The sequence below is a fragment of the Emticicia sp. genome (genome assembly GCF_049241225.1).
In the GTDB taxonomy this organism is placed as follows: domain Bacteria; phylum Bacteroidota; class Bacteroidia; order Cytophagales; family Spirosomataceae; genus Emticicia.
In genome coordinates this window covers 29460-41298 of sequence record NZ_JBMLRC010000105.1, presented here as the reverse complement: position 1 = coordinate 41298, position 11839 = coordinate 29460, and the positions used below count along the sequence as shown (strand labels likewise).

The window sequence follows — 11839 nt, the reverse complement described above, 5'->3', positions numbered from 1 at the left end:
CCAATCAACGAAAACTGGTTCTTTTGGTCGAATTTATTATAATTTCCCTTTACTTCCATGCGTTCTTTGTCGCCAATTCCAGCCGTAACTTTTCCAAAACCACCTTTTTTAAATTCATCTTTTAGCTCCAAATTCATGGTTTTTTCTTTCTTGCCATCGTCAATACCAGTGGCTTTTGCTTGCTCGGTTTTATCATTAAACACTTGTACTTTCTTGATAGCTTCTGCCGATAAGTTTTTGGTAGCCATTTTGGTATCACCACCAAAAAACTGTTTACCGTCAACCGTTACACGTTTTACGTCTTGTCCTTGGGCCTTGATATTTCCATCTTGGTCAACCGACATGCCTGGGAGTTTTCTGAGTAAATCTTCTACCGTTGAGCCAGGTGGCACTTTAAATGATGCAGCATTATACTCGACCGTATCGCCTTTGATACTCAGCGGAGCTTTAGCTGTTCGTACAACAACCTCATAAAGTTCTTTCATGATTGGTTTTAGCTGAATTTTACCCAAGTCAGTTACCCCACCTTCGGCTGGTGTAAACTCTTGCTGATAAGGCAAATAGCCCATGTACGAAATCTTTAATAAGTAAGTGCCACGTTTTACGCCTTTGATTTCAAATTGGCCATCGTTTTCGGTGCGTCCGTAGCTTACCAAAGCAGAGTCTTTGGGCGTAAGCAACATAATAGTAGCCGAAGGGAGAGTAGTACTTGATGAGTCGATGACAATTCCTTTAACCGAAATTCTAGCAGGATTTTGAGCAAATGCAGCTCCATACGCAAGCAGTAATAGGCATAGTATTGCCCAAGTAATAGTAATAGCTTTTTTCATAAAAAGTGTTTTTAATAATTTGGTGGTGGAACTTGTTTTTAATAAGTCGTAATTTTTTTCGAAGTGTTGCACTATTGGTGTCAATAATACATTTCTTCTTTGTGCTAACTTACTTGATTGGCTAAGAAAAGTTACAATCGACTACGTAAATTTTTCGTAAAACTATTGTAAATGCCAATTAAGAAAATAAAAGTGTGCTGAAACGATGAGAAATTGTGATAAAACGCGAGGTTTTCTTAATAACTAATAAGATGTGGTGATATAAATGAATAAAAGAAAAATAAACGAAAACGAGAATTGAATGAAAGTAGTGGCTTTTTCATAAAAGTGTTTGACGGTTATTGTGTATAGGAAAAGTAACTAAGTGTTTAGTTGATAACGAGGCAAAGGTATCAATATTTTAAAAGCAGAATTTTTTTTTAAGAAAATTTAAGAAAATTGAGTGAGTGGTAAAAAACGTAGATATTAATCAAGAAGGTGAATAGTGGTGGGATAAACCCACCGTTTCGGAAATTTTTTTGAGAATCAAGTTTACATCGAGAACATAAAAATGATAAGTAATATGAGGTTTACCAAAGGAATGATACTCATTCTGAAGGCAAAATCATACTTTTGACGAAAATAAGCTATCCAAGAAATAATTTGGCAGATGATAATGACCACCGGCAAGGCCAGCATTGTTATAAAAACTCGCCAAAGGTTGGGATTTTGGCCAGAATCAAAAATCATAGGAGAAGTCATGGCTCCCATAATGGCAGGAACAAGACCTAATAGTAATAGGACATTTAAGATAATAGTGGCTATTTTCATGTTTTTATAGGTTTAGGTAAAATCAAATTTACTCATTTATCACATTCAAACCTATATCCATAAAGGGTTTTATTAAATTTTGGGGTGCATCTGTAACCAAATATTGGATGATATTTATTGGGGCAAACTTCAAATACTTATCTTTTCCGAGTTTACTCGAATCGCACAACAGATATGTTTGCCGAGCATTTGCCGCCATTGCGATCGTTATCTCCGCTTCTTTTTCACTGGCCGCACTTAGGCCATTCTCAGCCGAAATACCATCGACACCCATAAATGCCTTGTCGGCTTGGTAGCGTCTGATATGTTCTACGGCAATTTGTCCATGAATCGCTTGGCGTTTGGAGTCGAGTTCGCCCCCAATCAGATTTATCGAAACTTCGGTGTTTGATAACTCATAAACAACTGGTAAAGAATTGGTTATGACTTTTATTCGTTTGTTTTTGATGAATTGGCACAGCCTAAAAACCGTACTTCCACAATCCATAAAGATTATATCTCCGTCTCGAATTTCTTGTGCGGCCAGTCGGGCAATATAGTCTTTCTGCTCAATGTTGGCAGCAATTTTTTGCTCAAAACTTGCTGGAATATTCGCCAAACTAAGCTTCATTGCACCACCATGTGTGCGAAAAATCAACCCATCAGCAGCCATTTGTGCCAAATCTCTGCGAATCGTGATTTCCGAGGTTTCTACTTTTAAAGCCAATTCTTTCACGTCGGCCTCGCCTTGTTCTTCTACAATTTTTAATATTTTCTGCTTCCTGCTTTGATAACTCATTTCTTTTTATGAATATTTGTTCAAATATAATCAAAATTAATCATAAATAATCATTATGAATCCGAATGTTAAAATTATAGAAGAAAAAGTGCTTTCCAATAATTGGTATGTCTTGAAGAAAATAATATTTGATTACCGCAATCATAAAGGCGAATGGCAAACCCAAGCCCGTGAGGCATACGACCGAGGAAACGGAGCGACGATTTTGCTCTACAATAAAGAAAGTAGAACCGTGGTACTGACCGAACAATTCAGAATGCCCACCTACATAAACGGGAATGAATCGGGAATGTTGATTGAAGCTTGTGCGGGTTTGTTGGATAAAGATAATCCCGAAGATTGTATCCGACGAGAAACTCAAGAAGAAACGGGCTATAGAATCGGCGAAGTAAAAAAAGTTTTTGAAGCGTATATGTCGCCGGGCTCAGTAACCGAAATACTTTATTTTTTTATTGCAGCCTATACAAAAGAAATGAAAGTTAACGAAGGTGGTGGGGCAGAAGACGAACAAGAAAACATTGATGTGCTGGAAATTGATTTTCAGAAAGCACTCGAAATGATAAATACGGGCGAAATAAAAGATGGAAAAACAATAATGTTGCTTCAATATGCCAAAATCAATGATTTGCTTTAGAATTTGGTTAGATGCACTTTAAAAATCCTGAAAAATATTTTTTGAGGCCAATTAAATAGTCTGGCCTAAATGCCTGAAAGACAATAGTTTAGGTGAGAGCTAAAAAAAAGTTTATTTTTTTTCAGAAAATTTGGCATTAGGTTTATGAAAAATTAAAAAGAGTGTTTTATATTTGCACTCCCAAACGGGAATGGAGAGGTGCCTGAGTGGCCGAAAGGAGCAGTTTGCTAAACTGTCGTACGTCTAAAGCGTACCGCGGGTTCGAATCCCGCCCTCTCCGCAAAAAACTTTAAAAAAGTTTTTGTGTAAAAGTTTGAAATACAAAAAATAATTTCTACTTTTGCACTCCCAAACGGAAACAACCTCGCAAGAGAATTCCAAATCGGGAAATACCCGTTCGGGGTGTAGCGTAGCCCGGTATCGCGTCTGCTTTGGGAGCAGAAGGTCGTCAGTTCGAATCTGGCCACCCCGACCAAATAAGTAAAAAGTAGCATTAAAAGCCTCAAAATTGTATGATTTTGAGGCTTTTTTTTTATTTTCAGCTATTTCAAACCATATCATTTCATAATAAATGTGCCCTATTGGGTGCCCTTATTTTTTGATTACATTGGTGCGATGAGGTGGTGTAAGTATTTAATAATCAAATAAGTATGTAATTTTGGAAAATTTGCATAAATATTGTTTATGATTTTTATTGAAAATATAAATAATTATTTATAAAAAAGATTCCCGAATTTTGTGTTCCGAAATTAATAAGTAAGTAAATGCACTTGTATATTGATTTTTGACCTACAATACAAAATCCTTATTTTACATCGAAGATTATGAATTTTAATTTACTCATTGAAAACCTAAGTAATCCTGCTCTATTGTTTTTTGTTTTAGGTATTTTAGCCGTTTACTTAAAAAGCGATTTAGAAATACCACCCAATTCATCAAAATTTATTTCACTTTATCTATTATTTTCTATCGGTTTCAAGGGTGGGCAAGAACTTTCTCATGAGTCGTTTACGAGTGAAATTGTTTGGTCGATGCTGCTTGGTATAGGTATCTCATTAGTGATTCCCTTGTACACTTTTTTTATCCTAAAGCGAAAGCTAAATGTCTATGATTCTGGTGCAATTGCAGCAGCTTTTGGCTCAGTGAGTGCCGTTACTTTCGTAACAGCCTCTTCGTATCTTGAATCTCAACAACTGAACATACACGGCTATATGGTTGCTATCATGGCTTTGATGGAGTCACCAGCAATTATCATTGGTTTGGTCTTGATTTCATTATTTGATAAAGAAAGTTCAGTGAAAAATATAAAATTATCAGAAATACTCAAGCATTCACTTACCAATGGAAGTGTGTTGTTGATACTTGGAAGTTTGGTAATTGGTTTTCTAGCTAATGCAAAACAAGCCGAAGGTATTAAGCCATTTACCAATGATTTATTTAAAGGATTTTTAGCTATTTTCCTTTTGGATATGGGTATTGTAAGTGGAAGAAAGTTGAAGTCATTTTTCTCCTTTGGGATGTTTCCGTTTGCCTTTGCATTGTTTATTCCGCTGATAAATGGTTGTGCCTTTGCAATCTTAAGTTCTGTGGTTACATCCGATGTAACAAATAGGTTTATATTTGCTGTATTGGCGGCCAGTGCTTCGTATATTGCAGTACCGGCAGCAATGAAAATAACAGTGCCTAAGGCTAATCCAGGTTTGTATTTACCAATGGCATTGGCAGTTACATTTCCAATGAATATTACAGTTGGTTTACCTCTCTATTTTTTGATTGTAAACTGGTTTTAATATTAAATGCACTGCGAAATTGATAGCTTCGCAGTGCATTTATTAGTTGATATTTATTGATTTAGGTTTATTTAGCATATTCAGTTGTGAAGTATAATGAATTATCCTTTAAGCCTTCATAAAAGAAAAACACTTCATTGTCAATTTTATTTCTACGGTTTTCGTCAATCATTTGCTTAAGGTAGTCATAGGTAGGTTTGTATGTGCCTACTTTTAGCAACACACCCGGTGCGAGTAATTTTACTTTGTCGGCATTGATTTGAGTATTGATGATTTTGGCTAATTCGGCCTTATAAGCCACAATATCGTATCGATAAATTTGCGGACAAATCATATCTACCCAGCCATTGTTTACCCATGTAGGCCAATCTTGTAAATATTCGGTTTTGGCAAACGGAAAAATACTCGGAGCCATAGAAATGCCAATTTTAGGGTTGATTTTCTTTAGTTCAACGGAAAGCTTCTCCATGAATTTATTGAGTCGATTGGCTCGCCAGTTCACCCAATTTTCTTCTTTATCACTCGATGGACTCGAACCCGTTTCGGCTTTGTATTGGCTGAGTATTTCGGGGTTATACCCACCTTCTACCGCCATAGCTGGCAGGCGATCATCGCCTTGAATACCATCTAAATCTGGATAATTGACTACGGCCTCTTTGAGCAAAGAAAGCATAAAATCTTGTACTTCGGGATTGAGGGCATTGAGCCACTTGAAACCATTTTTTGTTGTGATATTTCCATTTTTATCGAGCGATGCCCATTGAGGTTTAATGCGTAAGATATGCTCGCCAAAGCCACTGTTTTCAGCTGCAAAACCATATTCAAACCACGCATATACTTTGATATTCTTTGCATGAGCTTCGTCGATGATTTCTCTTAGTGGGTCTCGACCAGCTAATGTTTCTTCGATTGGAATCTTGAATAAATCATTCATGATTTTGCTTGGGTAAAGTGTGCGACCCTTATTCCAAGTAACCACAAATATATGATTGATGCCACTTTTTGAACACAAATCTACGGCTTGTTTAATGCCTTCTTTGGTATAAAGGGCTTGGCTCACAACGTTTGTCAGCCAAACACCTTTCACACCCGAAACTGTCTTGGGCTGAGTAGTTGGCGTGGGGCTACTATTTTGTTCTTGTGCTTTACAGCTTTGAATTGCGGTGATTACACCAATAGATAGAATGATTGAGAAAAATCTCTTTACTTTTAGTAGCATAGTTGATGTTGTATTTGCGACAGTCTGAGAATAAAAGAGGCTGTCTAAGAAGAATAACTCACCAAATAATATTCTGCAAAACTACCGAATGTTGTTCACCTCATTCCAACCACATAGGCAGCCCGACCTTATCCTCAAAGGAGAAGGGCTCAAAGTCTCCCTCGGTATTAGATATTACTCCTTTGCCCGATGTTTTTTCAAGAATAGAGACATTGGGCAATGCAGTATTGCTGGCCTTGTCGATAATTTTTCCTGTTACTATCCTTTGCTGGGTTTGTAGGGCAAGCACTACCATTAAGGAAAAAAGGATTGTGAGTAGAGATTTTTGTTTCATAACTTTTTACAAGTAGTTTTTTTTAAATTTCATACATTGATAAGCCTTACATAATTGAATACATTCTTTCTTTTGCTTGCCTGTTTTTTATTAATGTTAGAGAATGTTTTATGGTTTAATTATAGTTTTATACAAACTTATATAAAAATTTTATAAAAGATTATTAAAAAAATAAAATTATTTCTCACATTTGTTCAAACATTCATTGGCTTAGTAGTTATTCTGACAAAAAATCTTGATTTTAGCGTAATGACAGAGCCATTTACCGCAGCCCAGCATCTTTTATATATGAAAAGAAAAGCCCTATTACTTCTTACTTTGTTTTGTGTAGTATCATCGGTGTTCTCGCAGAGTAATTACTCTGCAAGGGTTTTGTTGATTCCTTTAGATGACCGACCACCTTGTTTGCAATTCCCAGTTAAAATGGGTCTTGTGGGTGATGTATCATTAGTTAGCCCACCCCGTGAAACGCTCGGTAGATTCCTCGATTACGGAAAATCAGATGAGATAATTAGATGGATTGACACTCAGAAAATAGACTCATTCGATGCCGCCATTATTTCGATGGATATGCTTGCTTACGGAGGCTTGGTGGCCTCACGAGTTCACGAAACGCCACTTGAAGAGGCACTAAAAAGAGTAGAGATTGTGAAAGCAATTCGGAGAAAGTCTCCAAAGATAAAAATATACGGGTCAAGCGTAATTATGCGTTTAGCTCCAACAGGCGATGGGAAAAATGAAGCATATCGTGAAAAACTTGCCAAGTGGGCAGAGGTTTCACCCGATGAAAATCAAAAATCACTAACTCAAAAACTTGAAACGGAGATTCCGCAAAAAGCACTGGAAAATTATAAAGCAGCACGTGAACGAAACTTGAAAGTAAATCTTTATGCCGCTCAATTAGCCAAGGAAAATGTTTTTGATTATTTGATTTTATCGCAAGATGATGCCAAACCCAAGGGTGTACATATTAAAGACCGTGAGACGCTGACCAAATTTGTAACTAGTAACGGATTAAGTTCCAGAATAGCCATTCAGCCTGGAGCTGATGAAGTTTCGATGTTGCTTTTGGCACGTTCGGTGACAGATAAATACAATTATCGACCAAAAATCAAGGCAGTTTTTTCGTCAGAAACGATGGCAGATAAAGAAATGCCTTTTGAAGACCGACCCTTGCGTAAGACCGTTAGCTTTCATCTAAAGGCGGTTGGAGCGAGAGAAGTAAATGACATGAAAGATGCTGATATTGGCTTTTTTGTATTTACCTCAAGAAAAGAGGAAGGAAGAGCTAAGACCTTTGCAAATGAAATTATTGCGTTTTCTAAGCAGGAAAAAAAAGGAATCATCATCGCTGATATCGACCCCATCGGTGATGTTCAGGGTGGCGATATTCCATTCACGGAAGCATTAAAAGAAGAGAATATTTTCTCAAAAACATATGGTTATGCTTCTTGGAATACAGCTGGAAACGTAATCGGCACAGCCTTGCCACATGGCCTATTGTATGGTGTTTCTAAATCGGTGATTAAACTGCATCCGCAGAAACAGATAGCTACTCGAATGGCCAATGCACAAACTTGGTTTATGATGAATCGCTTGTTGGATGATTACAGCTATCACTCAATTGTGCGACCAATGGCGGCCAAAATGATTCGTGAAAACCAATGGAATGCCTTTCGCTTAACTGACCAACAAACCCAAATAACAGAGCAATTTTGTAAGAAAGAGTTGGAATCAATCGCTATAAAAACAGTAGAAAATTTTTATCCAAAACATATAAAGCATTTAAAAGTGGGGTCGTTGAGTTTTGATTTACCTTGGAATCGTGCGTTTGAGGCAGAAATTGATTGCCAAATCGTAAAAACCAACGAAAATGCACAGCCTAAATAAGCTTTTATTTTTAAATGTACGTCATCACCAAACAATGATAGCACTCGGTTTACTTATCATATTTACTTTTTTTGCAGGCCTAATGTTTTTGCGAAAAATACCCGCTTTATTGGCATTGCCTGCCATGGCAATTTTGATTGCTTTGCTCGCAAAATTACCTATTCCAGCTTTGTTGAATCAGATTATTGCTCAGGGTTCGCTCAAACTTACATCGGTATATGTATCGGTTTTTATGGGAGCAATGATGGGGCGGGTATTGATTCAAACTGGTATTGCCGAAGAAATTATCAAACGAGCGGCTGAGTTTGGGGGCGAAAAACCGCTCATTGTATCGTTTGGTTTAATGGCTGTTACAATCATTTTATTCACGACTTTGCAAGGTTTAGGGGCAATTATCACGGTCGGCTCGTTGGTATTGCCAATCATGATGAGCCTTGGTATTCCTCGGAAACTGGCAGGTACGCTCTTTATTCTGGCTTTTGCAACAGGTTTTATCTTTAATCCGATTTTATTTACTCTCTATCGCCAGTTGTTGGGCTTGACCGAAACCGAGGCATTACCCGCTCAAGTCTCTACTTTTGCATTTATTTTATTGGGTTTAATGCTCATAATGGTGGTGTCTTATGCTCTTATTGCAGCTAAACGCTCAGGCGAAATGCTTTTGATGTCGGCAGTTTCAAAAGATGAATTATTGAAACGAGATAAAAACAAGCAAGTACCGACTCTCGCCTTGCTAACACCCATTGTGCCTTTAGTTTTGTTTTTTGGATTCAATTATTTTGGTCTTAAACTCGACTTTATTGCTGCATTTATTTTGGGTTCTTTGTATGGCATATGCACAACTAACTGGCGAAATGCCATTAAAACCCTTACTTCTTCGGCCATTAAGGGGATTGAAGATGGAGCTCCAGCCGCAATTCTGATGATGGGAATCGGGATGCTACTAAATGCACTCAACCTACCACTTATCAAAACTGCACTCGAACCGCTCATTCTTTCGTTGCCTTTTCAGTCCACGCTGTTTTATATTGCTTTTTTTGGATTGCTCTCACCATTGGCTTTATATCGTGGCCCACTCAATATTTTCGGTATCGGTATTGGCTTATTTACTATCATGTTCGGAACCGCAGTTTTGCCGTCTTTGGCTCTACTGGCAGCCATCATGTGCGTGGTACAAGTACAAAACGTCTGCGATCCAACCAATACACATAGTGTTTGGATAGCCAATTTTGTTGGTGTGCAAGTCGAAGATTTTACCAAAGAAACCCTACTTCCGATGATGCTTGTTTGCTTGACTGGTTTAGTAATTTCAGTGCTAATGTTTTTGTAATTGAGAAAATTGAGCGAAATCGACTAAAATTAGGTAAAATGAAAAGACAAGTAAGAGTTGGTATTGATGTAGGAGGAACCTTCACCGATGTAGTTGTAGTTGACCATCAGTCCCGAGAAGTGATTTCGCAGTTGAAAGTACCCACAACCCATGACTCAGAAGAAGGCGTAGCTGCGGGAATTATCAATGCAATCAATCGGGCGTTAGCTGAGTTGGGTATTTTGCCCAATGAAGTCATTTTTATTGCTCATTCTACCACACAAGCTACAAATGCTCTTTTAGAAGGCGATGTAGCTAAGGTCGGAATTATTGGTTTAGGTAGTGGCTTAGAGGGAATAAAAGCAAAAATTGATACTAAAATACCCACCATCGAATTAGCACCTAATCGTTTTCTGACTATCGAACATACCTTTGTTTCGGGCCAAGGCTTAAAAGAACAAACGGTAATTCGGCAGATAGCAGCTTTCAAAGAAAAGAATGTAGAGGTAATAGTTGGTTCAGAAGCTTTTGGCGTTGATAAACCCCAAAATGAAGAGCTAATAAGTAAAATAGCCGAAGAAATGGGTATGTTTGTTACCTCTGGCCACGAAGTTTCGAGCCTTTACGGTTTACGAACTCGCACCCGAACGGCTGTCATTAATGGTGCCATTTTGCCTAAAATGATTCATACTGCAACCATGACCGATGAGTGCGTAAAGCGTGCAGGTATTACTGCCCCATTAATGATTATGCGGTCGGATGGAGGTGTTATGAGTGTCGAAGAGGTGCATCGCCGACCTATTATGACAATGCTCTCTGGGCCTGCTGCGGGCATTGCAGGAGCTTTGATGCACGAGCGGGTTTCTGATGGTATTTTCATTGAAGTGGGTGGGACAAGTGCCGATATTTCGGTGATTCGTGATGGGCAACCCCAAACCAAAGCTGCCAGGGTAGGTGGGCATCGTACTTACTTAAATACGTTGGATGTACGAACTCTGGCTATTGCTGGGGGAAGTATGATTCGAGAAGCCAATGGGAAAATTGTCGATGTGGGCTCTCGTTCGGCACATATTGCCGGCTTGCATTATGCGTGTTTTCAGAAGCCCGAAATATTTGAAAATGCTAAACTGATACATTTACGACCAACCGAAAAGGATGTTGATGATTATACGGCTATTGAAACTGCCTCGGGTCAACGCTTTTCGCTTACACCCACTTGTGCAGCCAATCTATTAGGAATTGTCCCCGATACTGCTTTTGCTAAGGGAAACAAAGAAGCAGCAAGGTTGGCTTTTAAACCTTTGGCCGATAAAATTGGTAAAACTGTTGAAGATACCGCCCGTGAAATTTTGGAAATATCGTGCAGTAAAGTCGTAAAACAACTCGAAGAATTAATTGTGGAGTACCAATTAGACCGCCAAACCGTTGAGTTGATTGGTGGTGGAGGCGGAGCAGCTTCTTTGGTGCTTTATACGGGTGAATTAATGGGAATTTCGGCAAGATTAGCCAAAAAAGCGGAAGTGATTTCGACAATTGGAGTGGCTTTGGCAATGGTGAGAGATACCATCGAACGAAACATAGTTGAACCAACTCCTGAAGATATTTTATCAATAAGAAAAGAAGCAGCAGAGGCGGTTATTAAAATTGGTGCAGTTCCCGAAACGGTAGAAGTACAGATTGAAGTTGATACACGAAGAAATGTGGTGAAAGCCACAGCCTTTGGCACAACTGAGCTTCGAAAAGAAGATATTGCTGCCAAAATCATCACGCTCGATGATTGTAGGGCTGTGGCATCACGCTCGATGCAATTGCCCGAATCGATAATAAAATTAGCCGCAAAAACAACCTCATTGATGGCTTTTACGGCCGACAAAGAAATAAAATCGTTGTTTGGTTTATTTAAGACTAGACAAAAACTTTTACGAATCATTGATAAAACAGGTGTTGTGAGACTACAAAGAAGCAATGCTTTGGTAGAAGCGACCGATGTAGCAAATGCTCTCAGTTCATTAGAAAATCTTATCAATGATTTGACTGATTTTGGCGACGCTGGAAGAAGTTTGCCCGATATTCACTTATTGGTTGGAGCGAGAATTATCAACTTAGCTGGCCTTGCCGAAGTTGAACAGGCTCTGGCATTGGCAAAAACCGAACTCGAAAATTTACCCCAAGATACACCAATTGTAATTGTAGCTTCGGTGAAATAATTGATAGGTACAGCTAAAGAAGCGTAATAAAATATTGA

10 protein-coding genes and 2 tRNA genes are annotated in these 11839 nt (G+C 38.3%); 7 read left to right on the top strand and 5 right to left on the bottom strand.

What is annotated here, in order from left to right; genetic code table 11:
- The 3 genes from ACOVO2_RS06720 to ACOVO2_RS06710 all read right to left on the bottom strand — a co-directional run.
- Positions 1–830: carboxypeptidase regulatory-like domain-containing protein (locus ACOVO2_RS06720; RefSeq protein ID WP_421769232.1), on the bottom strand; the 830-nt coding region annotated here is incomplete at its 3' end.
- 531 nt (positions 831–1361) lie between these two features.
- Positions 1362–1640: a hypothetical protein gene (locus ACOVO2_RS06715; RefSeq protein ID WP_421769231.1), complete on the bottom strand. Its 279-nt coding sequence runs from the start codon at positions 1638–1640 to the stop codon at positions 1362–1364.
- A gap of 28 nt (positions 1641–1668) precedes the next feature.
- Positions 1669–2418, bottom strand: a complete 750-nt coding sequence (locus ACOVO2_RS06710) for a DeoR/GlpR family DNA-binding transcription regulator (RefSeq protein WP_421769230.1) — start codon at positions 2416–2418, stop codon at positions 1669–1671.
- Between the two features lie 55 nt (positions 2419–2473).
- On the opposite strand from ACOVO2_RS06710, the gene nudK reads away from it, so the two are divergent.
- The 4 genes from nudK (at position 2474) to ACOVO2_RS06690 (ending at position 4842) form a co-directional block, all read left to right on the top strand.
- Positions 2474–3052 carry a GDP-mannose pyrophosphatase NudK gene (gene nudK, locus ACOVO2_RS06705; RefSeq protein WP_421769229.1) on the top strand — a complete coding sequence of 193 codons (579 nt, stop codon included), beginning with the start codon at positions 2474–2476 and terminating at the stop codon, positions 3050–3052.
- A gap of 192 nt (positions 3053–3244) precedes the next feature.
- Positions 3245–3332: transfer RNA gene (locus ACOVO2_RS06700), tRNA-Ser, on the top strand.
- A 118-nt stretch (positions 3333–3450) separates the two neighbouring features.
- Positions 3451–3527 (top strand) — tRNA-Pro (locus tag ACOVO2_RS06695).
- A gap of 349 nt (positions 3528–3876) precedes the next feature.
- A complete protein-coding gene (locus tag ACOVO2_RS06690; RefSeq protein ID WP_421769228.1) occupies positions 3877–4842 on the top strand; it encodes a sodium-dependent bicarbonate transport family permease in 966 nt (321 codons plus the stop codon).
- A 67-nt stretch (positions 4843–4909) separates the two neighbouring features.
- Here ACOVO2_RS06690 and ACOVO2_RS06685 read toward each other — a convergent pair whose 3' ends face one another.
- Both ACOVO2_RS06685 and ACOVO2_RS06680 read right to left on the bottom strand, forming a co-directional pair.
- Positions 4910–6061 carry a glycoside hydrolase family 10 protein gene (locus ACOVO2_RS06685; RefSeq protein WP_421769227.1) on the bottom strand — a complete coding sequence of 384 codons (1152 nt, stop codon included), beginning with the start codon at positions 6059–6061 and terminating at the stop codon, positions 4910–4912.
- A gap of 100 nt (positions 6062–6161) precedes the next feature.
- Positions 6162–6395 (bottom strand): hypothetical protein, encoded by a 234-nt coding sequence (locus tag ACOVO2_RS06680; protein ID WP_421769226.1) that lies wholly within the window; start codon positions 6393–6395, stop codon positions 6162–6164.
- Between the two features lie 288 nt (positions 6396–6683).
- On the opposite strand from ACOVO2_RS06680, the gene ACOVO2_RS06675 reads away from it, so the two are divergent.
- From ACOVO2_RS06675 to ACOVO2_RS06665, 3 genes are read left to right on the top strand one after another with little or no spacing between them, the layout of a single operon-like run.
- The gene (locus ACOVO2_RS06675) at positions 6684–8285 is read left to right on the top strand and encodes a DUF4127 family protein (RefSeq protein WP_421769225.1); all 1602 of its coding nucleotides are present in this window, start codon (positions 6684–6686) and stop codon (positions 8283–8285) included.
- A 34-nt stretch (positions 8286–8319) separates the two neighbouring features.
- Positions 8320–9615, top strand: a complete 1296-nt coding sequence (locus ACOVO2_RS06670; RefSeq protein ID WP_421769224.1) for a citrate transporter — start codon at positions 8320–8322, stop codon at positions 9613–9615.
- A gap of 38 nt (positions 9616–9653) precedes the next feature.
- Entirely contained in the window at positions 9654–11801 is a 2148-nt protein-coding gene (locus tag ACOVO2_RS06665; protein WP_421769223.1) for a hydantoinase/oxoprolinase family protein, read from the top strand.
- Positions 11802–11839: the final 38 nt, after the last annotated feature.